At 41.3% G+C, this 23555-nt stretch carries 21 protein-coding genes; 10 read left to right on the forward strand and 11 right to left on the reverse strand.

All coding sequences use genetic code 11. The features are described 5' to 3' along the window. Positions 1–48: 48 nt before the first annotated feature. From LZZ98_RS00995 to LZZ98_RS01020, 6 genes are all read right to left on the reverse strand, one after another. Complete coding sequence (locus tag LZZ98_RS00995; protein ID WP_237786269.1) at positions 49–2328, reverse strand: NADP-dependent malic enzyme; 2280 nt, start codon at positions 2326–2328, stop codon at positions 49–51. A gap of 145 nt (positions 2329–2473) precedes the next feature. Continuing rightward, entirely contained in the window at positions 2474–5335 is a 2862-nt protein-coding gene (locus LZZ98_RS01000; protein ID WP_237786270.1) for a bifunctional diguanylate cyclase/phosphodiesterase, read from the reverse strand. 170 nt (positions 5336–5505) lie between these two features. Continuing rightward, entirely contained in the window at positions 5506–6222 is a 717-nt protein-coding gene (locus LZZ98_RS01005; protein WP_237786271.1) for a 16S rRNA (uracil(1498)-N(3))-methyltransferase, read from the reverse strand. 30 nt (positions 6223–6252) lie between these two features. Continuing rightward, positions 6253–7089: a methylenetetrahydrofolate reductase [NAD(P)H] gene (metF, locus tag LZZ98_RS01010; RefSeq protein ID WP_237786272.1), complete on the reverse strand. Its 837-nt coding sequence runs from the start codon at positions 7087–7089 to the stop codon at positions 6253–6255. Between the two features lie 152 nt (positions 7090–7241). Beyond that, positions 7242–8624 (reverse strand): adenosylhomocysteinase, encoded by a 1383-nt coding sequence (ahcY, locus tag LZZ98_RS01015; RefSeq protein ID WP_237786273.1) that lies wholly within the window; start codon positions 8622–8624, stop codon positions 7242–7244. A gap of 222 nt (positions 8625–8846) precedes the next feature. Next, positions 8847–9698 (reverse strand): DUF4062 domain-containing protein, encoded by an 852-nt coding sequence (locus LZZ98_RS01020; protein ID WP_237786274.1) that lies wholly within the window; start codon positions 9696–9698, stop codon positions 8847–8849. A 139-nt stretch (positions 9699–9837) separates the two neighbouring features. Here LZZ98_RS01020 and LZZ98_RS01025 point away from each other — a divergent pair, with 139 nt between their 5' ends. Next, positions 9838–10362 (forward strand): cysteine peptidase family C39 domain-containing protein, encoded by a 525-nt coding sequence (locus tag LZZ98_RS01025; protein WP_237786275.1) that lies wholly within the window; start codon positions 9838–9840, stop codon positions 10360–10362. Positions 10363–10418: 56 nt separating this feature from the next. Here the strand turns inward: LZZ98_RS01025 and LZZ98_RS01030 are convergent, their stop codons facing one another. The 3 genes from LZZ98_RS01030 to radA form a co-directional block, all read right to left on the reverse strand. After that, positions 10419–10934 carry a tetratricopeptide repeat protein gene (locus tag LZZ98_RS01030; protein WP_237786276.1) on the reverse strand — a complete coding sequence of 172 codons (516 nt, stop codon included), beginning with the start codon at positions 10932–10934 and terminating at the stop codon, positions 10419–10421. 135 nt (positions 10935–11069) lie between these two features. After that, the gene (locus tag LZZ98_RS01035) at positions 11070–12050 is read right to left on the reverse strand and encodes a Tim44 domain-containing protein (RefSeq protein WP_237786277.1); all 981 of its coding nucleotides are present in this window, start codon (positions 12048–12050) and stop codon (positions 11070–11072) included. 115 nt (positions 12051–12165) lie between these two features. Further along, on the reverse strand, positions 12166–13554 hold the full coding sequence (gene radA, locus LZZ98_RS01040) for a DNA repair protein RadA (RefSeq protein ID WP_237786278.1): 1389 nt from the start codon (positions 13552–13554) through the stop codon (positions 12166–12168). Positions 13555–13837: 283 nt separating this feature from the next. Here radA and LZZ98_RS01045 point away from each other — a divergent pair, with 283 nt between their 5' ends. The 4 genes from LZZ98_RS01045 to dapF all read left to right on the forward strand — a co-directional run bounded on the left by LZZ98_RS01045 (position 13838) and on the right by dapF (position 17740). Further along, complete coding sequence (locus tag LZZ98_RS01045; protein ID WP_237786279.1) at positions 13838–15241, forward strand: amino acid permease; 1404 nt, start codon at positions 13838–13840, stop codon at positions 15239–15241. Positions 15242–15375: 134 nt separating this feature from the next. Further along, entirely contained in the window at positions 15376–15597 is a 222-nt protein-coding gene (gene lptM / locus LZZ98_RS01050; protein WP_237786280.1) for an LPS translocon maturation chaperone LptM, read from the forward strand. Between the two features lie 38 nt (positions 15598–15635). Then, positions 15636–16880, forward strand: a complete 1245-nt coding sequence (lysA, locus tag LZZ98_RS01055) for a diaminopimelate decarboxylase (RefSeq protein ID WP_237786281.1) — start codon at positions 15636–15638, stop codon at positions 16878–16880. A gap of 14 nt (positions 16881–16894) precedes the next feature. After that, complete coding sequence (gene dapF, locus LZZ98_RS01060; protein ID WP_237786282.1) at positions 16895–17740, forward strand: diaminopimelate epimerase; 846 nt, start codon at positions 16895–16897, stop codon at positions 17738–17740. A gap of 54 nt (positions 17741–17794) precedes the next feature. On the opposite strand, the gene LZZ98_RS01065 is transcribed toward dapF, so the two are convergent. Continuing rightward, a complete protein-coding gene (locus LZZ98_RS01065; protein WP_237786283.1) occupies positions 17795–18124 on the reverse strand; it encodes a hypothetical protein in 330 nt (109 codons plus the stop codon). A gap of 202 nt (positions 18125–18326) precedes the next feature. Here LZZ98_RS01065 and xerA point away from each other — a divergent pair, with 202 nt between their 5' ends. Then, complete coding sequence (gene xerA / locus LZZ98_RS01070) at positions 18327–19220, forward strand: site-specific tyrosine recombinase/integron integrase (protein ID WP_237786390.1); 894 nt, start codon at positions 18327–18329, stop codon at positions 19218–19220. A gap of 276 nt (positions 19221–19496) precedes the next feature. Beyond that, positions 19497–19868 carry a hypothetical protein gene (locus tag LZZ98_RS01075; protein WP_237786284.1) on the forward strand — a complete coding sequence of 124 codons (372 nt, stop codon included), beginning with the start codon at positions 19497–19499 and terminating at the stop codon, positions 19866–19868. A gap of 188 nt (positions 19869–20056) precedes the next feature. On the opposite strand, the gene LZZ98_RS01080 is transcribed toward LZZ98_RS01075, so the two are convergent. Further along, positions 20057–20551 carry an Lrp/AsnC family transcriptional regulator gene (locus LZZ98_RS01080; protein WP_237786285.1) on the reverse strand — a complete coding sequence of 165 codons (495 nt, stop codon included), beginning with the start codon at positions 20549–20551 and terminating at the stop codon, positions 20057–20059. Between the two features lie 113 nt (positions 20552–20664). Between LZZ98_RS01080 and LZZ98_RS01085 the strand changes: the two genes are divergently transcribed. From LZZ98_RS01085 to LZZ98_RS01095, 3 genes are all read left to right on the forward strand, one after another. Then, on the forward strand, positions 20665–21270 hold the full coding sequence (locus LZZ98_RS01085; protein ID WP_237786286.1) for a LysE family translocator: 606 nt from the start codon (positions 20665–20667) through the stop codon (positions 21268–21270). A 502-nt stretch (positions 21271–21772) separates the two neighbouring features. Further along, positions 21773–22525 (forward strand): electron transfer flavoprotein subunit beta/FixA family protein, encoded by a 753-nt coding sequence (locus LZZ98_RS01090; protein ID WP_237786287.1) that lies wholly within the window; start codon positions 21773–21775, stop codon positions 22523–22525. Between the two features lie 18 nt (positions 22526–22543). Beyond that, the gene (locus LZZ98_RS01095) at positions 22544–23476 is read left to right on the forward strand and encodes an electron transfer flavoprotein subunit alpha/FixB family protein (protein ID WP_237786288.1); all 933 of its coding nucleotides are present in this window, start codon (positions 22544–22546) and stop codon (positions 23474–23476) included. Positions 23477–23555: the final 79 nt, after the last annotated feature.

Genomic DNA, 23555 nt, shown 5'->3' on the forward strand with positions numbered 1-23555 from the left:
CAGAATAAAGGTTTTCTCAAGTCACAAAATGTGATCTAGCTAACTAAATTAAAGTGCTGATTTTTCATTTTCCTGAATTTCGGCAACAGTTAATGCAGTCATGTTCACCAAACGACGTGTAGTGGTTGTTGGTGTCAAAATGTGTACAGGTTTTGCAGCACCCAACAGGATAGGACCAATAGTCACGTTATTACCGGAAGTTGATTTCAACAGGTTAAACGAAATGTTGGCGGCATCCAGATTAGGCATAATCAACAGGTTTGCCGAACCTTTGAAACGTGAGTTCGGGAAGGCAAAATGGCGAATATTTTCATCCAATGCAGAATCGCCGTGCATTTCACCTTCAACTTCAAGTTCAGGTGCAATTTCACTCAAAATTTCAAATACTTTACGCATTTTTTGCGCACTTAAGTCATCTTGGTCGCTACCGAAGCTTGAGTGAGAAAGAAGCGCGATACGTGGTGTTACACCAAAACGGCGTACTTCTTCAGCAGCTAAAATGGTCATTTCAGCCAGCTGTTCAGCTGTAGGGTTGCGGTTGATATAGGTATCTGCAATGAACAGATTACGGTCTTCAAGCATTAACGCATTCAGAGTGAAGAAAGTTTTATGACCTTCTTTTTTCCCAATCACATTACCCACGAAGTCTAAGTGGATATCGTAACTTGAGTAAGTACCACATAGCATCCCGTCAGCTAAACCGTGTTTTACCAGCATCGCAGCAATGAGGGTAGAGCGGCGGCGTGTTTCACGTTGTGCATACTCAGGTGTTACCCCTTTGCGTTGCATAATGTTGTAGTAATCATCGGCAAATTTTTCGTAGTTCGGGTTTTTCTCCTGATCTACGATTTCAATATTCACACCATTTTCAAGACGTAAGCCCAATTTCTTGATGTTTGCTTCAATCACTGCGGTACGACCAACCAAAATCGGTTTAGCCAAGCCTTCATCCACGGCAATTTGGATTGCACGAAGTACGCGCAAGTCTTCACCTTCAGCATAGGCAATACGCTTAGGATCTGTTTTAGCTTGTGCAAAAATCGGTTTCATCATGAATGCCGAGTTGTAAACAAACTCAGACAAACGTTGACGATATGCAGAGAAATCTTTGATTGGACGAGTTGCTACACCTGAATCCATAGCTGCTTGTGCAATTGCAGGAGCAATTTCAAGAATCAAGCGTTGATCGAGTGGACGCGGAATTAAATATTCACGGCCAAATGATGCCGATTTTTCGCCATAAGATGCCGCATCTGCTTCAACATGCGCCATGCGAGCAATTGCGTGTACACAAGCGATCTTCATTTCTTCGTTGATAGTGGTTGCGCCAACGTCTAATGCACCACGGAAGATATAAGGGAAGCAAAGTGCGTTGTTCACCTGGTTTGGATAGTCTGAACGACCGGTCGCCATGATGACATCATCACGAACTTCGTGCGCGTGTTCAGGCAGAATTTCTGGATCCGGGTTAGCCAATGCAAAGATGATCGGATCTTTGGCCATCAGTTTCACCATCTCTTTGGTGAGAATACCGGCTGCAGAAAGACCAAGGAACATGTCTGCACCGCCAATGACATCAGCAAGTTGAGAGCCTTCTATGTCTTGTACGTATGCTTTTTTAGATTCATCCAGACCTTCACGCTGAGTGGTTAATAGACCACGTGAATCGGCAACGATGATATTCTCTTTTTTAGCACCCAAGGCACAAAGAAGATTTAAACAAGACAGAGCTGCAGCACCGGCACCAGAAGCGACAATTTTAATCTCTTCAATTTTTTTGCCGTTGAATTGCAATGCATTAAGAAGAGCTGCACCCACGATAATAGATGTACCGTGTTGATCGTCATGGAACACAGGAATGTTCATGCGTTCACGAAGTTTTTGCTCGATGTAAAAACACTCTGGAGCCTTAATATCTTCGAGGTTAATACCACCAAAGGTTGGCTCTAAGGCTGCAACGATGTCGACAATTTTGTCAGGATCGTTTTCTGCAATTTCGATATCGAAAACATCCACACCTGCAAATTTTTTGAACAGTACGCCTTTACCTTCCATAACCGGTTTAGAAGCCAAAGGACCGATATTCCCTAAGCCCAGTACTGCAGTACCATTAGTCACCACCGCTACAAGGTTACCGCGTGCAGTATAAAGGGCAGCAGTTGAAGGATCGCGTTCAATCTCAAGACATGGTGCAGCAACACCAGGTGAATAGGCAAGCGCTAAGTCACGTTGATTGACCAGTTGCTTGCTAGGCGTGACGCTAATTTTTCCTGGTGTTGGGAATTCGTGATAATACAATGCCTGTTGTTTTAAAGATTGATCGTCCATCTGTATCTCGTTTGTTACTGGGGGGATTCAGCAAAGCTGCTGGTTTTTTGCTTGGTTGAATCGAATATAACATTTGTTGCGACCTTAGCACAGTCGCGTATGTGTCTTTTTCAAGCAAACTTGAGATTAGAAAGATTGACTTATATCAAGAAGGTATAAGTCGATGTTGTTCTAGGTATGTAGTTGCTTCTTTTTCAGGTAGCGGTTTGGAAAATAAGTAGCCCTGTGCGATATCGCATTCAAGATCTTGCAGGTACTGCAGTTGCTGTTCGGTTTCAATCCCCTCTGCAACCACCATCATGCCCATGGCCTTGCCCATGGCAATCATGGCACTCACAATAGCTTCCTGTTTGTCTTGTCCAATCCTAGATACAAAACTGCGGTCAATTTTTAAAATATCAATTGGAAAATCAGCAAGATAAGATAGAGAGGAATAACCCGTTCCAAAGTCATCCAAGGAAATATGAATGTTACGGTCTTTAATTTCATTCAACAGGTTTTTCACCTTGACTGAATTTTCCAGTAATGATGATTCGGTAATTTCAAGTTCCAGACTAGAACCGGAAATTTTGTAGGTTTGAATGGCGTGATCAAGGTCTTGCAGTAAGTGACCACGTTGCAATTGCTGGGCAACCACATTGACCGATACACATATATTATTAAAGCCTAAGTCATTCCATCGGCGGATTTGTTTGGCAGTTTGTTGAATTACAATTCTGCCTATATCCGAGATCAGGCTGGTTTGTTCAGCTAAAGGAATGAACATGTTGGGTGGAATAATCCCTTTGCTTGGATGATTCCAACGCACCAGCGCTTCAAAACCATAAATATTTTGATCACTGAAATTTATTTTTGGCTGATAGTAAACGATCAGCTCATTATTATTGATGGCATGGCGCAAATCACGTTCCAGATAAATGCCTTGCTCAAGTAAAGCGGTATTTTTATTTGAATAGAAACTACAGGTATTGCCGCCCAGGTTTTTGGCTTCTATTAAAGCCTGTTCGGCACAATTGTTCAGATAGTCTAGCTGGCGTCCATTTTCCGGATAGAACGAAATCCCCATAGACAGGGTGATAATATGGTCCTGACCGAAAATGTTAAAAGGTAAGGAAAAAGCTTTGGTAATGCGTTCACAGTGTTGCTGAATCGATGGGCGAATATGTGAAAGTTCATACACAATTGCAAAATCATCACCATTCAGATGCGCTACAAATAAAGCTTCGGCATTGGTCAGGCGCAGTCGTTGTGCAACTTGGCGTAACAGCTCGTCACCACCGCTATTGGTTAAAAACTCATTTAATGGTCTGAAACGGTCGATATTCAAACGAATCACGGCCAGTTGTTTAATTGAATCTTTTTGGCTGACTAAATATTGGTGTAATTGATAGTTGTAATAAAAACGGTTAGGCAAGTCTGTGAGAGGATCATAATTCTCTAAATAAGACAAACGTTGTTCTTGCAGTTTGCGCTCAGTTAGATCGGAAACAATACCAATATAGTGGGTGACACGATTTTGCTCATCGGTAATGGCATTAATGTGCATCCAGAGGGGCAGTTCTTTACCGGAAAGGAATTTTTCGTGCAGTTCACCATCAAACTCGCCAATTTTTTCTAGCTGCTGAACAATCGAGTTGTGGCTGCTTCTTTGTTGCGACTTATAGTTTGCCGTAATATCAAATAAATTTTTGCCAATAATATGCTGGTGTGTAAAGCCGGTGAGCTGTTCATAAAATGGATTAACGTCGATATAGCAAAGTTGCTCATCAAGAATGAAAATACCTTCGGCAGCTTGCTGAAGTACGCTCGCTGCGAGTTTTAAGCGTTCCTGATCGCTACGTTCCTGATGAATATCACGACGGATACCCACCATACGTAGGGGCTTTTTATTGTTAGGATCACGAACAATGACTCGACCAATATCATGCACCCATTTCCACTTGCCACTGCTATTTTGAATTCGATAGCTTGCTTCATAAAGTGGTGACTGACCACGTAAATGCTTTTTCATTGCTCGCTTGAACTGGTCAAGATCAGACGGATGAATAATATTTTCTAGCTGATGATGATGTAATTTGGATGGTTTAAGGGTCTTTTGCTGTTTTGAGTCCGTCACCAGAATTTCACGATCTTTAATATTCCAGTCCCATGGACGCAGTCCGGCAATTTCATGTGCCAAGACCAGATTTTGCTGCTGATTTTCTAGATCAGCATTCATTTTGGCAATATCAAAAGTCCGTTCTTTAACTTTCTGTTCAAGCAGCTGATTATTTAATTGTAATTGCAGTTCAATATCTTTCGATTTATTAATTTCAGTTTGTAATTGCTTGCATAATTCATCCGTCCATAAAACCTGTTGTTTGGCATTTTCAACCAAACGATTATTTTTTGAATAAAGGGCAGAAATGCGCTGATGAATACGCGATGTGGTATTGGCACATAACAACATGACAATCAGGGCAAAATTTATGGTCAGATGGAATAAGTGATTTGTTGTTTCTGTGCTGATAAATTGTGAGGCCAGATAAGGAAAAATAGCCGGTATAAACGTCAGGCAGAAATAGGTTAAGCGCTGGGTTAAAAAGGTCAGTGCAAATGCCTGACTGACGATGAGTAATAACGCTGACAAAATTAATGCATTTACATAATTAAATGCAGGATTGTATTGCGGTAGATAGTAGTAAATCAGACTAATGCCGATGCCAATAGCACTTCCAGTCAATAAACTCTGAAATTGCAGCCAACGGTGTGCATGGTTCAAACAGAACTGATCGGGCTTAAAATAGATGCTGGTCAGTAGGATATTCAGGCCACAGAACAGTTCTATGACAATAAACCAGAGATTGAAATAAAAAGATGGCTTGCTGTAATAAAATTGATAAATGCCATATACATATAATGAAACGAGAACAATACTTATGAGAAAGAAGCGACTGAGCCGAATTGTATTGATAATTTGAGCAGCACTCACATGCTGCTTAATGTACTCGTCTTGAATATCTGACATATAAGCAAAAACCTTATTTTTGTTTTGCAATAAATTACTTATTAAAATTTTAACTCTGTTAAAAAACTAAACTATATTCTAAATATATATTTGTCTCTTTAAGTCAAGAGTAATAACGTTATTTGAAAAAATCAATCTAATCATACCCCATTTATCTAAATTCTGATGAACTATACAGTTAAGTTATAATTCAAAATGGATAAGGCTACAACAGGGGCAGTTTCTGTGCGTAACACACGATTGCCAATACACCAATTTATAAATCCTGCATTGTTAGATAATTGTATCTCTGCTTCGCTTAAGCCGCCTTCAGAACCAATCAATAATGCAATATCTGGGGTAGCATTAGCCAATACATTGACCTGGTCTTTATTAGGTGCGAGTACCAGTTTTGTTGCCGGTAATTCACTGGCCAGCCAGTCCTGTAACGATACAGGTGCTAACACTTCAGGAACCTTGTTCATACCGCATTGTTCGCAAGCTGCAATTGCAATTCCTTGCCAATGGTCGATTTTCTTTTGGTCACGATCATACTTAAGCCGCATTTCACAACGTTCGGAAGTCAGCAGCTGAATTTTAGAAACCCCAAGTTCGGTTGCTTTTTGAATGGCATAATCCATCCGGTCACCTTTGCTCATCACTTGTCCAAGCAAGGTGCTAAACGCAGGGGTGCGATCATCAGGATTAAACGAGTCGACAGAAACGGTCGCTGACTTTTTTGTTACTTCAATAAGCGTAACTTCATATTCACCACCTTGTCCATTGAACAAGGTGGCTTTTTCACCTGTTTGTGCACGTAATACTTTGACCCAGTGATGAAAAACCGTTTCAGTTAATTCAACATTCATATCAACAGCTAAATCAGCTTCAATATAAAAACGCGGCATTTAAGTATTACTCACAAATCAGATAAAAAATTAGGCCAGGCCAAGATCGAGCACAAGCTGACGGGTTGGATCAGTGGTGTTCATGGTATAGAAGTGCAAACTTGGTGCACCGCCTGCAAGCAGACGTTCACACAAGTTCACTACAACTTCATGACCAAAGGCTTTGATGCTTGCTGTGTCATCGCCATAGGTTGCCAATTGCTTACGAATCCAGCGTGGAATTTCGGCACCGGTACCATCAGCGAAGCGAATCAGGTTGCTTGCATTGGTAATTGGCATAATGCCAGGCGCTACCGGAATATTCACACCTTCTTTTTGAATACGGTCTATAAAATAGAAATATGCATCTGGATTAAAGAAGAACTGGGTTAATGCTGCATTGGCACCGGCATTGGCTTTTTCAACAAAGTGTTGAATATCTTTATCAAAGCTGTCTGCTTGTGGGTGCATTTCAGGATAAGCAGCCACTTCAATTTGGAAATGGTCACCTGAATGTTCGCGGATAAAGCGAACAAGGTCTTGAGCATAAGGCAATTCACCCAAGCCAACCTGACCTGAAGGCAAGTCACCACGTAGCGCAACAATACGATTGATGCCTTGGGACTTATATAGATCCAGCAACTCGGCAATACGCGCTTTGTCATCGCCAATACAAGAAAGGTGCGGGGCAACAGGTGTGCCTTTACCATTAAAGTCGTTGATTGCAGCAAGTGTACGTTCGCGAGTAGAACCGCCAGCACCATAAGTCACTGAAAAGAATTCAGGATTTAACAGTTGTAATTCTTTATGAACAACACGAAGTTTTTCCGCACCGACATCAGTTTTAGTTGGAAAAAATTCAAACGAAATAGGAACACGTTTAGACATTTTCAAATCCTTTTTATAAATACTGTTTTAATTAGTCTTACCTCTCCTAAATCCTCTCCTGAAAGGAGAGGACTTACCCTCGATGACATACATTTGGTAATGAATGTTCCCTCTCCTTATAGGAGAGGGCTAGGGAGAGGTCATTTAAAAACTTAGTATTTATAAGTCTCAGATTTGAATGGACCTTCAACTTGTACGCCAAGGTAGTCTGCTTGTTCTTGAGTTAGTGTAGTCAATACACCACCGAAACCAGCAACCATTGCGGCAGCAACTTCTTCGTCCAATTTTTTAGGAAGTAGTTCTACGCGAATTGCGGCTTGTTTTTTGTCTTCAGGAAGATCAGCAAATTTTTCAGCGAACAAGTGCATTTGAGCCAATACCTGGTTAGCAAATGAACCGTCCATTACACGTGATGGGTGACCAGTTGCGTTACCAAGGTTCACCAAACGACCTTCAGAAAGAAGGATCAGGTAATCGTTTTCATTTTCTGTACGATACACTTGGTGTACTTGAGGTTTAACTTCAACCCATTTGTAACCACGTAGGTAGTTGGTATCGATTTCAGTATCAAAGTGACCGATGTTACAAACTACTGCACCAGCTTTTAATGTATCAAGCATTGCAGAGTCACATACGTGGTAGTTACCAGTCGTAGTTACGATCAAGTCAGTGTTTTGAAGAAGATCAACATTTACATCTTCTTTTTTACCTGTTTGTACGCCATTTTTGTATGGAGATACAACTTCGTAACCATCCATGCAGGCTTGCATTGCACAGATTGGATCGATTTCAGATACACGTACAATCATGCCTTCTTGACGAAGTGATTGAGCAGAACCTTTACCTACGTCACCATAACCGATCACAAGCGCACGACGGCCAGATAAAAGCATATCTGTACCACGTTTGATGGCATCGTTGAGTGAGTGACGGCAACCGTATTTGTTATCGTTTTTAGATTTGGTTACTGAATCGTTTACGTTGATTGCAGGAACTTTAAGTGAACCGTCTTTCCACATTTCTAGAAGACGAGCTACACCTGTAGTCGTTTCTTCAGTAATACCGTGAATTTTAGCAATCAGTTCAGGATATTTTTCGTGAACAACAGCAGTCAAGTCACCGCCATCATCTAGAATCATGTTGGCATCCCAAGGTTTGCCATTGACGTTGATTTGTTGTTCAAGACACCACATGTATTCTTCTTCAGTTTCGCCTTTCCAAGCAAATACTGGAACACCAGATGCAGCAATTGCAGCAGCAGCGTGGTCTTGAGTAGAGAAGATGTTACATGAAGTCCAACGCACTTCTGCACCTAATTCAACCAGAGTTTCAATAAGAACCGCAGTTTGAATGGTCATGTGGATACAGCCGAGAATTTTCGCGCCTGCAAGTGGTTTAGCTGCCGAGTAGCGTTTACGCAGACCCATAAGGGCTGGCATTTCAGCTTCAGCTAGTTTGATTTCTTTACGGCCGTAATCAGCAAGTGAAATATCGGCAACTTTATAATCTGTAAATGAAGCAGTAACCGCGTTCATCAGGATCTCCTAGAGAAAAAATAGATTGGATCGTTATGTTCGCGGATGCCGTTTTTGATCAAAACCAGTTTTTTACCGATGTTTTGACCGGATCGTCGAGCCTAGCGATTTCACATTGCTATTTTTTAAAATGAGCCTGTGAAAAAGTCGCAGCATCCCTCGACTAGCCGGCTATTGTACTTGGATTCTAAAAGTGTTCCAAGTTGTTAGTGCGAATATTATTTATTTTTCCTGCTGTTGTTCTTTTAGTTGATCAAATGCTTTCCAACCTTGTTGTGTGAGGCTAAAGAGTTTTCCATCATATTCATCTTGAATGAGTCCCAACGTTTCAAGTTCATGCAGAGTGCTTTTCCATGTAGCAATTTTTCTAGGCGTATCCAAATTTAATTTTAAAGCGCCAGCATATAAATTTGTACAATCAATACCCGAAATAAATTGAATTTCGCTTTCGGCCTCTCCAGCATTTATTATAAGTTGAATCATTTCATCGCTGGGCTCGATAGTTTGTTTTGTAGATGTTTCGATTGGCGTATCGTTGGAGTTAAGTTCATTTATAATAGTCTGAATATATTCATTATGTTGAATATGAAGAGATAAATGATCTTTGATTTTTTGTTTAAAGAGAGAGTGATTATCATAAAAATCTAATAATCCTTCTTTAAGCCAAATTTGAGTTTGATCTCTTAAAAGCTGTAACTGTTCTAAATCTATATTGTCAGGATATGATTTTTTAGAAATATAAATCGAAGTTAATTTATTGTTTTCACAGTGTTTATATATTTCTTCGACTGTCCCACTCACATATTCACCAGTTTCAGTTCCTAATCGAGTCCAAAAAATAGCTAACAATATGTCGGAATTATTTAAAATTCTTTTGTTAATAATTTCTTGAGGTCTACTTCCCATTTGTGGAGCGACATTATTTTCCCAACCAACAGGATTCAGCATTACACCAAATTGCTTAGAATGAATCGCATTCCATTCATAGATTGCATCACGTATAAGTTGTCTTTCTTCTGCGACATCACTTGGTGATGCGATCATTACATTTAAAATTGTAGCTTGATATGCCATTTCTAATTTACTGAAATTTGATTATTTATGTTTAATATATATGAAATTTATACACTTTCTATAGGTTGAGATAATTATTTGATTTCGAGTTTATGCCATTTTGTTTATTATCAGTACAATCATATTTTGGATGAAAATTATGGCTTTAGAAATGCCTGAAGAATTAGCGAATCTAGAAGCAAATGGTGGAATTTTTGCGGTATGGATGTTGCTGCAACATTTAGGTATCGATGCTGATATTCAGCAACTGGTAGATGTATGTGGGTATGATTCGGAAAATGGCACGACAACCATAGGTCTAGCTGTAGGGTTAAAAAAGTTTGGTTTCAATGTTCAGTTTCATACCGAGCATGACCCTGATCTTCAGGACAGTGAAAAACTCAGTTACCAAGAAGCTGAACAACTAGGTTTACCCATTCTCCCAGCGTTAAATTATGAGCAAATCCAACAGGCATTTGATCAAAATAAATTTGTAATTGTCTATTACGACACATTAGAAGATGTGGGTAACCACTCACTTGTTTACGATATAAATGCGGATGAAATCTGTTTCTTTGACAGTTTTGATGCGATGCCTGCTTCAGTGTTTGAGCAGCAACGTCAAGCAGACGGAATTTGTCGACAAGTGATTGTTGTCGAAGTAAATGATGATATCCAGAGTTAATATTTAAAAACTGTATAAAACAAAAGCCCATCATTGGATGGGCTTTTTTAATTCAATTATTGTTCAGTTGCTTGTGCTTTTTCAGACCAGTAATCCGCTTTTTCTTCATCTACATCCACACCTAAACCGTGTTCATAGATGCAAGCTAGATCACGCATGGCTTGAGCATCGCCCCATTCAGCTGCCTGTTTAACTAAAGCAACCGATTTTTCCACGTCTTTTTCAATCACATCACCACGACGGAAATAACCCGCTAACTCTAAAGTCGCAGCAGGGTGTTTTTGCATATTGGCTTTGCTGAGCCAGTAATAGCCCAATTCAAAATGCGCTTTGGATTCTTCAGGATCTTCTTCTGCCAAGTCTTTGGCATAAACGGTATAACCTTCACCTAACCAATACATGGCTTCAATATTGCCATTTTCAGCAGCTTTGAGTGCCCATTCTTCAGCAAGGATAATGTCATCATCATGCTCGCTTTGCATATAGAGTTCGGCCAGTTCAAATTGCGCTTTGGCATTTCCTGTAATAGCTAAATTCATCAGCGAGGCAGGGGGAGAAATTCGGTTAGACATACATGTATCCAAAAACTTTTGCTATAGCCTAAAAGGAATGAAATAAAAAAGCCAATCCGAAGATTGGCTTTTACAGTATTGTCGCTAAAAACATCAACTCATGTCAGTGCATTTAGATGAGTTTTTAGCAAGGGATTAACTTTCTTGCTGAATGCCTGCAACCAGCCAGTCCTGGTTAGAACCGGCAGGTTTTACAAAGTGCCAGATTTCAGTAAACGGTTGCGGCAAGCTGTTTAAGTCTTCGCTTACTGTACCGGTGAAGCGTACGCTTACCACATATTGACCATTTTCAGTTGCAGAATCTGTAACCATGGCATTCAGGTTAGAGAATTCAGCAACATCCTGGTCTTGGTTCGCCATAATGTCGTTATACATAGACTGATAAAGATCAGGCGTTAAATAACGTTGAATTTCAGCAATGTTACTTGCTGTATTCATGGACTGAATGTGGTTAAAACGCTGACGAGCAACACGTAAGAATGCAGCAGGTTCAGTCCCATCTGGCAATTGATTGCCATTGCTGGTTGAAGCAGCACCAAATGGTGCTTGAGTTGCTGCGCCAGCAGAACCACCTACTGTTTGACCAAAAATATTGCTGTTGTCATTTGAAGTACGTGGTGCTGCATTTTGCTGACCAAACGGGGCTGTATTGCCAGCATTGTTTGGTGCATACGGATTGTTAGCGGCTAATTTTTTTTTTGCTCCGAATTTACGGAACAAGAAGAAAGCGACTGCTGCTGCCAGAAGAATCCAGATCCAGCCTGGAAGTCCGCCTTTTTCTTCTTGCTGCTGTTGTGCTGTAGCATCAGCACTGCTTGCAGCAGGTTTGTCATCCGCCATTGCATTGGCTGCAACTGCACCAATCGCAGCACCAGCAACACCAGCAGCAACCATACCACCTACGCCCGGACCTGATTTTTGTGGGGCTGTAGCAGGAGCAACAGGTTGTTGGGCAGGAGCAGCTTGACGTGGTTGTTGGTAAGATTGGCTTGGAGCAGCAGAACGACTCATGCCATGGCTTTTACCGCCACCCGCACGTTTCGCTTCAGCCATTGGTGCAACCACCATAGCTGCCATTAAAATACCGGCCATCAAACTACGCTGTCGAACTTCCATTGATTTTTCCTAATAAATAAAAATGAAATTATAGCCCTATAGTTATGCAGCCATTTAGAGCGAATTTCAATAACAAACTGGTATTTTTTTTACATGACTTTTCATGTGTTTAAGCTTAAGCCAATTCTTCGCTTAGATTCATGGCTTCGGTTAAAGCTTCATGTAAGCGTGCAACCGAAATGATCTGTACATTCGGGATGGGTTTTTGTGGTGCATTGCCACGCGGTAAAATAATGTATTTAAAACCGTGCTTAATGGCTTCTTTTAAGCGCTCCTGACCATTCGGCACGGGACGGATTTCACCCGATAAGCCCACTTCGCCAAATACGGCCAGTTGTTGTGGTAAGGCCTTGCCGCGCAAGCTTGAGGCACAGGCAAGCAATACAGCAAGGTCGGAACCGGTTTCAGTAATTTTTAGACCGCCGACCACATTGACATAAACATCCTGTCCGGAGGTTTGCACGCCACCATGACGATGCATGACTGCCAGTAGCATATTCAGCCGGTTTTGTTCCAGGCCCAAGGCAACACGACGCGGTTGTCCATGGGCATCATCCACCAGCGCTTGAACTTCCACTAGAAGTGGCCGGGTACCTTCGCGGCTAATCATTACAATAGAACCGGGAATGGCTTCATCATAACGGCTCAAGAAAATAGCCGATGGGTTGGCCACTTCACGCAGACCTTTATCGGTCATGCCAAATACGCCCAGTTCGTTGACTGCCCCGAAACGGTTTTTTACCGCACGAATCATGCGATAACGCGAGTCGGACTGACCTTCAAAATACAGTACACAGTCGACCATATGTTCCAGTACCCGAGGGCCAGCCAATGCGCCTTCTTTGGTCACATGGCCGACCAAGAACAGGGCAGTACCACTATTTTTGGCAAAACGGGTCAGCAAGGCTGCAGATTCACGAATTTGCGAAACACCGCCTGGTGCAGACTGCAAGGTTTCGGTATACAGCGTCTGGATGGAATCCAGAATGGCAACAGCAGGGCGTTCCTGAGCTAAAACTTCACAAATCCGTTCGACACAGGTTTCTGCCATCACTTTAAGATGTTCAGTCGGTAGTTCTAAACGGTGAGCACGTAACGCAACCTGCGACAGTGATTCTTCACCGGTCACATAGAGTGCAGAACTTTGTGCATCTGCCATATGGGTCGCAGTCTGCAGCAGAATGGTAGACTTACCAATTCCCGGGTCACCGCCAATCAGCACTACAGATCCCGTGACCAGACCACCGCCCAAAACACGGTCAAATTCACCAATACCAGTAGCCAAACGTGTTTCATGTGAAACAGAAACTTTATTCAGGGTGGTAATGTTTGCCGCCTGACCGGCATAGCCGCCCATTTTCGGTTGTGCACGGTGGCTCACTGCAGGTTCAAGCCGAACTTCGGTTAGACAATTCCATTCACCACAATCTGTACATTGACCTGCCCATTTTGGATGATCCGTTCCACATTGTTCACAGCGGTAAACAGTTTTGACCTTGCTCATAAAATATAAATCTTGTGAAAGCTAAAAGAGTATTTGTGAATGTAGCAATAGCCGTTCAGAAACACAATTTTTTGTATGTTCTATCGCCAAATCAAAAATTGGCACGTAAACTGCTAATTCATGGAAAGTTTAATAAAGGAAATAAAAAGGACTTAAAGTGTATGAAAAATAATCTAAAGCGCCATTAGGCTTGAAAAATATTAAATAATCGCTCAAAAAACTTTTTTTATTTTTTTTGTTTTGGGCTACTTTTAACACATTAAATTTAGAGACGAAAATAACAATGTCAAATGAAAACCATAGTTCATCTGCTGCACATGGTGAACTTCAGCGAAGTTTGTCTAATCGGCATTTGCAACTTATTGCGATTGGCGGGGCAATTGGTACAGGTTTATTCATGGGCTCAGGTAAAACCATCAGCCTGGCCGGACCATCCATTCTGATCATTTATATGATTATTGGTTTTATGGTGTTTTTAGTCATGCGTGCGCTTGGCGAACTGTTACTGTCTAACCTGAAATACAAGTCTTTTATTGATTTTTCAACAGATTTAATTGGTCCTTGGGCGGGTTATTTTGTCGGTTGGACCTATTGGCTGTGCTGGATCACCATTGGTATTGCTGATTTGTCCGCAATTATTTATTACCTGCAATTCTTTAATGGAGGGCTGCCGTTTACGCCTGGAGAAGGGGTAATGATCAGTGTTGCGGCCATTATCTTTATTATGGGGCTGAATCTGGTTACCGTTAAATTATTCGGTGAATTAGAGTTCTGGTTTGCCTTAATCAAGATTATTGCCATTGTGGTACTGATTGCAGTCGGTTTATGGATGATCTTTACTGGCTTTAGCTCAACCGCAGGTGAAGTGGCTTCATTTACCCATCTGTGGTCACATGACGGTATTTTCCCAACTGGGGTAACCGGTTTCCTGGCAGGTTTCCAGATTGCGATATTCGCCTTTGTTGGGGTAGAGCTGGTCGGTACAACTGCAGCTGAAACCAAAGATCCAGAGCGTAACTTGCCTAAAGCGGTTAACTCGATTCCGATTCGTATCATTATTTTCTATGTGTTGGCACTGATCATTGTCATGTCGGTAACACCATGGAATAAAATTGATCCAAGCATTAGTCCATTTGTAAACCTGTTTAGCCAGGCCGGTATTGCTGCTGCAGCGATTATCATGAATCTGGTGGTACTATCTTCAGTGATGTCATCCATGAATAGTGGTGTGTTCTCGACCAGCCGTATGTTGTTTGGTTTGTCACGTGAAGAGCAGGGTCCTAAAGCTTTTGGTCACCTGAATAAACGTGCTGTTCCTGCGAATGCCTTATATTTCTCTGCGATTTGTTTATTGCTAGGTGCTGCGCTTCAGTACTTTGTACCAAATACAGTTGAAGCCTTTACTTTGGCAACAACACTGTCGACGATCTTGTTTATCTGTGTATGGCTAATGATCATCTGGAGCTATATCGTGTATTACAAAACACGTCCAGAATTACATGCAAAATCAACCTTTAAACTGCCAGGTGGATTGTTTACCTGTTGGGTGGTGATTATCTTCTTTATCGGCATGATTTATGTGTTGTCTTTGGAAGCCGATACCATGAAAGCGCTGATGGTCAGCCCAATCTGGTTCATTATCTTGATTATTGGCTATTTTGGTTTCTACAAACCGAAACATAAATAATTAACACAAATGATTAAAACGCCGGTTTCAAACTGGCGTTTTTTTTTATCTCACTATAATCTCTAGCGTTTAGTGCTTTGGTCAGGTCACATGATCAGGTTATACTTCTTCGAAAATATGAAATAGGTGGTCAGATGCGTCTTGTCATTTGCTGCATCAGTTTATTGGTAACAGGTTTTGCTCTAGTCGGTTGTGGTCAATCGGGTGCTTTACAGCTACCTAGCGATCAAAACTATGACAAACGTGCAAAATATTTGTTATATCCCAATGTAGATTCAAAACAGCAATCTTCGAATAAGCAAGAAGCAGCTCCGGTAGCACAAGAGCTTCCCGCTTCATCTGCTGAAACGAATTAATTTTCAATATCTAAACGCGTCATCGAAAGGATACATTCATGAGTTTTACCCGCATCAATGGGGTTTTGCACGCCGAGCAATGTTCTCTACAACAGCTTGCGCAGCAATTTGGCACGCCACTTTATGTTTATTCAAAAGCGACTTTTGAAAAGCATTATTTAGATATGGATCGTGCATTTAGCTTTATCGATCATCAAATTTGTTTTGCGGTAAAGTCTAACTCTAACCTTGCGGTGTTGAATGTATTGGCCAAGCGTGGCGCGGGCTTTGATATTGTTACTGGTGGTGAGCTTGCCCGTGTGCTTAAAGCAGGGGGCGATGCATCTAAAATAGTCTTCTCGGGCCTGGGTAAATCTGAAGCGGATATCCAAAAAGCGCTTGAAGTGGGTATTTCCTGTTTCAATGTCGAATCTTATGCCGAGTTGGATCGTATTCAAAAAGTTGCGGCAAATTTAGGTAAAAAAGCCCCGATTTCTTTACGTGTCAATCCTGATGTCGATGCCAAAACCCATCCCTATATTTCCACCGGTTTAAAAGAAAATAAATTCGGTATTCCTTCCGATACTGTATTTGAAACCTATCAATATGCAGCATCATTGCCGAATTTGGACGTAGTCGGGATTGACTGTCATATTGGTTCACAGTTGACTGAAACCCAGCCTTTTGTTGATGCACTTGATCGTGTGATTGTGATGATTGAGAAGCTTAAAGAATTAGGTATCAATCTAAAACACATCGATATCGGTGGTGGTTTGGGTGTGACTTATAAAGATGAAGTTCCACCTACAGTTGAAGAATATGCCAATGCCTTGAAACCGGCTTTAGAAAAACTCGGTTTGAAAGTGTATATGGAACCAGGCCGCAGTATTTCTGCCAATGCAGGGGTATTGCTGACCAAAGTCGATTTGCTCAAACCGACTAATCACCGTAATTTCGCGATTATTGATGCCGCAATGAACGACCTGATTCGTCCAGCTTTATATGAAGCATGGATGGATATTCAGGAAGTAATGCCACGTACTGACGTTGAAGCGAAAGAGTGGGATGTGGTGGGTGCAATTTGTGAAACGGGTGATTTCCTGGGTAAAGAACGTCAGCTGGCAATCAAAGAAAATGATGTACTTGCCGTATTGGGTGCAGGTGCTTACGGTTTTGTGATGAGCTCGAACTACAACAGTCGCGGACGTGCTGCTGAAGTGATGGTTGATGGTGATCAGGCACATTTAATTCGTGAGCGTGAAAGCGTTGAATCTTTGTGGGAACGTGAACGCTTATTGCCATAATGGAGAGCTCTGAGATGTTTTTAGAATTTACCAAAATGCATGGTTTGGGCAATGACTTTATGGTGGTTGACCTGATCAGCCAGCGTGCCTACCTGGATACCGTTACCATTCAGCGTCTGGCTGACCGTCATTTTGGCATCGGTTTCGACCAGTTGCTGATTGTTGAGCCGCCTGATTTACCGAATGTCGATTTTAAATATCGTATTTTTAATGCCGACGGTTCTGACGTCGAGCAATGCGGAAACGGTGTACGCTGTTTTGCACGTTTTGTGCATGAGCGTCAGCTCACCACCAAAACCAAAATTAAAGTGCAGACCAAAGCCGGTATTGTCGAGCCTGAACTGGGTGTCAATGGCTGGGTTCGTGTGAACATGGGTTATCCTAAATTCTTGCCGAATGAAATCCCGTTTTTGGCAGATGAGCCTGAAAGTTTGTATGACATTGATCTGGCCAACAATGAAAAGTTAACGATTGATGTGGTCAATATGGGCAATCCACATGCAGTGACCATCGTTCCCGATGTGATCACCGCTGATGTGGCACGTATTGGCCCACAAGTAGAATCACATGAGCGCTTCCCGCAACGCGTCAATGCCGGTTTTATGCAAATCATTGATGAAAAGCATGCACGTTTGCGTGTGTTTGAGCGTGGCGTAGGTGAAACCTTGGCTTGTGGTACAGGCGCTTGTGCTGCAGCGGTATCCGGTATGCGTCGTGGCTTGCTGGCTAACTCGGTCGAGATTGAACTGGCTGGTGGCAAATTGCAAATTGAATGGAAAGAGGGTGATGTGGTCTGGATGACCGGTCCAACGGCAAATGTTTATCAAGGTCGTATTGATTTGAGTTATTACCAGGCTTAAGCGGTATTACTTTGAAACAAGCCTATCCATGAGATAGGCTTTTTGCTTTCTATTTTATTGATCTAATTCTGTTTGCAGGTCTGCCATCATTTGTTCATACGTGGCTTCAAATATCATGCGATCGCCACCAATGCTGTAGAAACTTGGAATGATAAAAGTCACTAGATTGCTAAATTCAGGGTTGGCATAAAGCATGTCTACAAATACTTCAATTTGATCATCTTGAATGCCAAAGCTTGAGGCAATTTTTTCAAATTCAGGATAAAAGGCTTGGATATTATCTGGATTAAAGCGCTTTTGTAACTCCTTTAATTCATTGGTGAGTTCTTCGGTCTGTAGGCTGTTCAAATTAAAAGATGCTGCAATTTTTTCAAATGAATGCATTTTATACTCGCTATGAAATCGTTTTTATGTCATGTTTTTTGGTAAGTGATTTAATATTAGCAAAAGCTGATCAGAATTTATCTTATAAAATGAATTTTAAATGATTGATTTTTTAGATACAAAATATAGATAGATGTAATATTGAGAAAGGTGGATTGGTGTAGGAAGGTTTATATTAATGGATGCAACGCAATTATTATCCATCTGGCTAAAAGAACGAGAAATTCAAAATCAGTCCAGACATACCTTGCAGGCTTATGAACGTGACGTTTCCGATTTTTTAAACTTTTGTGAAGCTAAAAAACTGGATCTGGCCAATATCGAAACCACAGATCTGCGTGAATATTTGGCCCATAAAGTGGAACAGCAGCAGCTCAGTTCCAGCAGTTTACAGCGGATGCTCTCGTCCATACGCCAATTTATGAAATGGGCCGAACAGGGGCAGTATCTGGCGTTTAATCCGGCGGATGATTTTCAGTTAAAACGTATTCCCAGACCACTTCCGGGGATGGTCGATATTGAAACCGTGAACCAGATTCTAGATCAGCCAGCACCTGAAAAACCCATTGAACAGCAAATGTGGCTACGGGATAAAGCTATTTTGGAATTGCTATATTCCAGTGGTTTACGTTTGGCTGAAGTGCAGGGGCTGCGGATTAAGGATATCGATTTTAACCGCCAGTTGTTGCGTATTACCGGTAAGGGGAATAAAACACGGGTGGTACCTTTTGGTAGCAAAGCCAAAGATGCAGTGATGAAATGGCTGCAAGTCTATCCATTATGGCAGGGTGATTTTGTACCGGATGCGCAGGTTTTTATTACTCAAAAGGGCAATCCGCTCGGTGCGCGTCAAATTGAAAATCGGGTGAAGTTTCAGGCACAGCGTGCCGGAGTTAATGTGGATTTACATCCGCATTTATTACGTCATTGTTTTGCTAGTCATATGTTGTCAAACAGCCGGGATTTGCGTGCGGTACAGGAAATGCTGGGACATAGCAATTTGACTACTACGCAAATTTATACCCATGTCGATTTTGATCATTTGGCACAGGTCTATGATCAGGCACATCCGCGAGCGCAATTGAAAAAGTCGTAACAATATTAAAATTTGAATCAATCTGGCCTGGACTTTGCTTAATTATTTTAGCGCCAGTTAATGAGATTTAATCAAAGTTAAATAAGCATATGTAAAAATATCGGTTCATAAAGATGACATTTTGAACTATTGTCGGATAATAAAAAGTCAATTTATAAGGTATAAGAATCACCTATAACCATACAGTGAATTGCATGAATAATGTATAGAGATGAAATTATTTATGCTTTCACTGCAGGTCGGTTAAATTTGGGAAGGAAAATGATAGGCGAAACAATGATTTCAGATATTTTAGAGAAGTATGACCAGTTAACGGCTGCGCAGAAAGAAATTTTTGCAGGTTATGGACTTCGTCAAGTTAAACATTTTGTAGAAATAAGTTTGCCTAATATTGAACCGGTTTTACCTGCACATACGCATGTACAAGGGATTAATGCAGAAGGTAAGGTGCAGGCCATTAATAATGTGACCCAACAAACCTATTTGTGGATTTCAGACCTGCAATGGCAGGAGCGTCCAATTGCGACCTCAAATGTAGACTTAAAAGAAGATTTTTTAGCAGTCTGGAAAATATTTAATCTTCAAGCTTACGATTTAATTGATTTAAGCCATGTTCATCGTGACTTCTTGCAGAGTCAGCCTGTATAAGCAGCCTTTTTAGCTTATAGGTTTGTTCAAGGGCTACCTGATTTCATGCGATATCCTTCATGTAGCCCTAAAGTCCTAATTCGAGTAATGGCAGTTTTAAGCTTAAGCCTATTCTTGTAATGCCACTTATATTCAATAACTGATTTCTATATACAGTAATTTCCAAAATTTTGAAAAATAAGATGTCTTTACAGACCATCAAGCGGTAATTGAAAACTCTGTTTAATAATTTGACTGGGTAAATCCGTTTTTACGCTGGTAATGCCGTTTTTCTTGGTCAGATGCGCTGACTGAAATTTACGGTAACTTTCCAGATCTGGAACCACCACTTTTAACATCGCATCGCATTCCCCCAAAATAATATAGCACTCCATCACCTGAGGAAGTTCCTTCATGGCTTCAATGAAGGTATCAATGGTTTCTGCATCCTGTCCGGTTAACCAGATTCGTGAAAACAAAATCAGCTGCAAGCCAATTTTTTGCGGATCCACAACTGTGGTGTAACTCTGAATTACGCCTGCTTCTTCGAGCAGTTTCACCCGACGCAGACAGGAAGAAGGCGACAGCCCAATTTCACGGGCCAGATCGTTATTTTGCATCCGACCATTGTTTTGTAAAGCCTGAATGATATTTTTATCAATACGATCCAGCTTTACTGAAACAAATTTGGAAGATAGTTTCATAAATTAGAATATAATTTGAAAAATAATCATAATTATAGAATATTTGAAATCCTATTTTGTATTATTTATTCGATACTAATTTTCACTTTCAAGACATAGAAAGGGAAAAGGAAATGTCTGTATTTGCACTGTTTGCCTTAACGGTTATTCCGCTTATTTTCACCCCTGGGCCAGATATGCTATTTATTCTGTCTCAAGTGATGGGTAAAGATGCAAAGGCAGGCATGCGGGCAACTGTAGGGATTTGCTTGGGCTATTTGGTCCATTCTGTTTTGGTGGCTTTGGGAATTGCAGCCATTATTGTCTCTTTCCCTGTGTTATTTGAAACCATTCGCTGGCTGGGGATTGCCTATTTACTGTATTTGGCTTTTAGTCTGATCAAGTCGGTGTTTAGTCAAAATAAATTAACCATCGAGAGAAAATCATCTTCCAACCCGATCAAAAAAGGCTTCTTTACTGCCTTATTAAACCCCAAAGGCATGCTGATCTATTTTGCAATTTTACCGCAGTTTATTGATAAAACTAGGGACACGGTGAGCCAAGGGTTAATCTTGTCTTTCATCTTTATTGGGTTGATCTTTGTGGTGTATTGCGGCTTGAGTATGTTGTTTGCCACAATCACCCAAAAAACCCATATTGATGAACGTAAACAAAAATGGATTGATGGTGGTTCAGGTGGTTTGTTAATGCTGGCTGCAACCTGGCTGATCATTAATTAAGAGCTGTGAAAAAGCATGTTGTGAGGACATGCTTTTTTAATGCCGAGTAGTATTTGGGCATAAAAAGTAATTTGTTACATGTTTAACTTAAAAAAGCGCTCGATTTTAGGACAAACAGACTGAAAAATTTAGCGGAATCTGTCTTAAATGACAATTCATTACTTTGGTCGTTTTGTCATCCATGTGTGCCAGACCAGCCAGGCACTAATCGGAAACACGTATTAAATCAGAACTTTTGATGAAGTTAATCAGATAAAAACATAATAAAAATCAATGCTTAAAAAATAAATAAATATTTAGGAATTTCATCTTAATAAAAGTAGTGTAAAAAAATATGAACGCCAAGTTCAAGGAAAATGATGCATTTTTACGGCTGTTTCGATAATTGTGACTTGACCGAAATGCCGTACACATTGCAAGATAGGGCACCTAAAAAAATTTAAGTGAAGAGTTATTATAACTTTTCTCAACATTTACATTTGCTAAAACAGCCGAGGATTACATGAAGGCTCTTGTTGCTGTAAAACGTGTGGTTGATGCCAACGTTAAAGTTCGCGTTAAACCGGACAACAGTGGTGTTGACTTAACCAACGTTAAAATGTCAATTAACCCATTCTGTGAAATCGCAGTGGAAGAAGCGGTTCGTTTAAAAGAAAAAGGAACTGTTTCAGAAATCGTTGTTGTTTCTATTGGTCCTAAAGAAGCGCAAGAACAAATTCGTTCTGCAATGGCACTTGGCGCTGACCGCGGTATTCTGGTTGAAGCTGATGACAGCCAGCTTGGTGCTTTGGAAGTGGCTAAAATCCTGAAAGGTGTTGTTGACGCTGAACAACCACAATTAATCCTTCTTGGTAAACAGGCCATTGATGACGACTCTAACCAGGTTGGTCAGATGCTTGGCGCTCTACTTGGCGCAGGTCAAGGTACATTCGCTTCTGAAGTGAAAGTTGACGGTGACAAAGTACAGGTCACTCGTGAAGTCGACGGTGGTTTACAAACTGTTGAGCTTGCACTTCCAGCAATCATCACCACGGACTTACGTTTGAATGAGCCACGTTATGCTGCTCTTCCAAACATCATGAAAGCGCGTAAAAAACCGCTTGATGCTAAGTCTCCTGCTGACTTTGGTGTAACTGCAACAACTAAACTGAAAACAGTTAAAGTTGAAGCTCCTGCTGAACGTAAAGCTGGCGTACAAGTGAAATCTGTAGATGAGCTTGTTGACAAACTTAAAAACGAAGCGAAAGTGATCTAATACAGAAGGATAAAAATCATGAGTATTTTAGTTATCGCTGAGCACGACAACAAAGCACTTAATGGTGCAACTTTAAACGTTGTTGCTGCAGCTCAAAAAATCGGTGGTGATATCACTGTATTGGTAGCTGGCTCGAACGCGCAAGCCGTTGCTGACCAAGCCGCTAAAGTTGCTGGCGTAAGCAAAGTATTACTTGCTGACGACGCTGCTTATGCAAACCAGTTGGCTGAAAACGTTGCTAAATTAGTTGCTGAATTGGGTAAAGGCTATAGCCATATCCTTGCTGCTTCTACAACTACAGGTAAAAACGTACTACCACGTGCTGCTGCACTGTTAGACGTCAGCATGATCACTGATATCATTGCTGTTGAAAGCCCTAAAACTTTCAAACGTCCTATCTATGCAGGTAACGCAATTGCCACTGTAGAATCAGGTGAATCTATCGTTGTTGCGACTGTTCGTGGTACTGCATTTGATGCTGTTGCTGCTGAGGGTGGTTCAGCTTCTGTTGAAGCAGCTGCGTCACAAGGCGATGCTGGCATCTCTAAATTCGTTTCAGAAGAAATCGTTAAATCTGAACGTCCGGAATTAACCGCTGCACGCATCGTGGTTTCTGGTGGTCGTGGTGTGGGTTCAGGTGAAAACTATCACACTGTGCTTGATCCATTGGCTGACAAATTGGGTGCTGCGCAAGGTGCTTCACGTGCTGCAGTTGACGCTGGCTTCGTTCCTAACGACATGCAAGTGGGTCAAACGGGTAAAATCGTTGCGCCTGACCTATACATCGCTGTAGGTATTTCTGGTGCGATTCAGCATTTGGCAGGTATGAAAGAGTCTAAAGTGATCGTTGCGATCAACAAAGATGAAGAAGCGCCAATCAATGCAGTTGCTGACTACTGGTTAGTCGGTGACTTGAACACTGTAGTTCCGGAATTGGTGTCTAAAATCTAGTTTCTGAACCCTGTTCGAAAAAAAAACGCTCTTGCGCAAGCAGTTAAAGCAACGCTTTACTGCTTTGCTCAGGAGCGTT

It is taken from the genome of Acinetobacter sp. SM34 (assembly GCF_022012365.1).
In the GTDB taxonomy this organism is placed as follows: Bacteria; Pseudomonadota; Gammaproteobacteria; order Pseudomonadales; family Moraxellaceae; genus Acinetobacter.

What these genes read in the sequence shown, in the direction of transcription:
- LZZ98_RS01000 (WP_237786270.1), bottom strand. Translation starts at nt 5,335, where the DNA reads ATGTCAGATATTCAAGACGAGTACATTAAGCAGCATGTGAGTGCTGCT.
- ahcY (WP_237786273.1), bottom strand. Translation starts at nt 8,624, where the DNA reads ATGAACGCGGTTACTGCTTCATTTACAGATTATAAAGTTGCCGATATT.
- metF (WP_237786272.1), bottom strand. Translation starts at nt 7,089, where the DNA reads ATGTCTAAACGTGTTCCTATTTCGTTTGAATTTTTTCCAACTAAAACT.
- LZZ98_RS01020 (WP_237786274.1), bottom strand. Translation starts at nt 9,698, where the DNA reads ATGGCATATCAAGCTACAATTTTAAATGTAATGATCGCATCACCAAGT.
- LZZ98_RS01030 (WP_237786276.1), bottom strand. Translation starts at nt 10,934, where the DNA reads ATGTCTAACCGAATTTCTCCCCCTGCCTCGCTGATGAATTTAGCTATT.
- LZZ98_RS01080 (WP_237786285.1), bottom strand. Translation starts at nt 20,551, where the DNA reads ATGAAACTATCTTCCAAATTTGTTTCAGTAAAGCTGGATCGTATTGAT.
- radA (WP_237786278.1), bottom strand. Translation starts at nt 13,554, where the DNA reads ATGAGCAAGGTCAAAACTGTTTACCGCTGTGAACAATGTGGAACGGAT.
- lptM (WP_237786280.1), top strand. Translation starts at nt 15,376, where the DNA reads ATGCGTCTTGTCATTTGCTGCATCAGTTTATTGGTAACAGGTTTTGCT.
- LZZ98_RS01035 (WP_237786277.1), bottom strand. Translation starts at nt 12,050, where the DNA reads ATGGAAGTTCGACAGCGTAGTTTGATGGCCGGTATTTTAATGGCAGCT.
- LZZ98_RS01090 (WP_237786287.1), top strand. Translation starts at nt 21,773, where the DNA reads ATGAAGGCTCTTGTTGCTGTAAAACGTGTGGTTGATGCCAACGTTAAA.
- LZZ98_RS01075 (WP_237786284.1), top strand. Translation starts at nt 19,497, where the DNA reads ATGATTTCAGATATTTTAGAGAAGTATGACCAGTTAACGGCTGCGCAG.
- LZZ98_RS01095 (WP_237786288.1), top strand. Translation starts at nt 22,544, where the DNA reads ATGAGTATTTTAGTTATCGCTGAGCACGACAACAAAGCACTTAATGGT.
- LZZ98_RS01065 (WP_237786283.1), bottom strand. Translation starts at nt 18,124, where the DNA reads ATGCATTCATTTGAAAAAATTGCAGCATCTTTTAATTTGAACAGCCTA.
- LZZ98_RS01005 (WP_237786271.1), bottom strand. Translation starts at nt 6,222, where the DNA reads ATGCCGCGTTTTTATATTGAAGCTGATTTAGCTGTTGATATGAATGTT.
- lysA (WP_237786281.1), top strand. Translation starts at nt 15,636, where the DNA reads ATGAGTTTTACCCGCATCAATGGGGTTTTGCACGCCGAGCAATGTTCT.
- LZZ98_RS01025 (WP_237786275.1), top strand. Translation starts at nt 9,838, where the DNA reads ATGGCTTTAGAAATGCCTGAAGAATTAGCGAATCTAGAAGCAAATGGT.
- LZZ98_RS01045 (WP_237786279.1), top strand. Translation starts at nt 13,838, where the DNA reads ATGTCAAATGAAAACCATAGTTCATCTGCTGCACATGGTGAACTTCAG.
- dapF (WP_237786282.1), top strand. Translation starts at nt 16,895, where the DNA reads ATGTTTTTAGAATTTACCAAAATGCATGGTTTGGGCAATGACTTTATG.
- LZZ98_RS00995 (WP_237786269.1), bottom strand. Translation starts at nt 2,328, where the DNA reads ATGGACGATCAATCTTTAAAACAACAGGCATTGTATTATCACGAATTC.
- LZZ98_RS01085 (WP_237786286.1), top strand. Translation starts at nt 20,665, where the DNA reads ATGTCTGTATTTGCACTGTTTGCCTTAACGGTTATTCCGCTTATTTTC.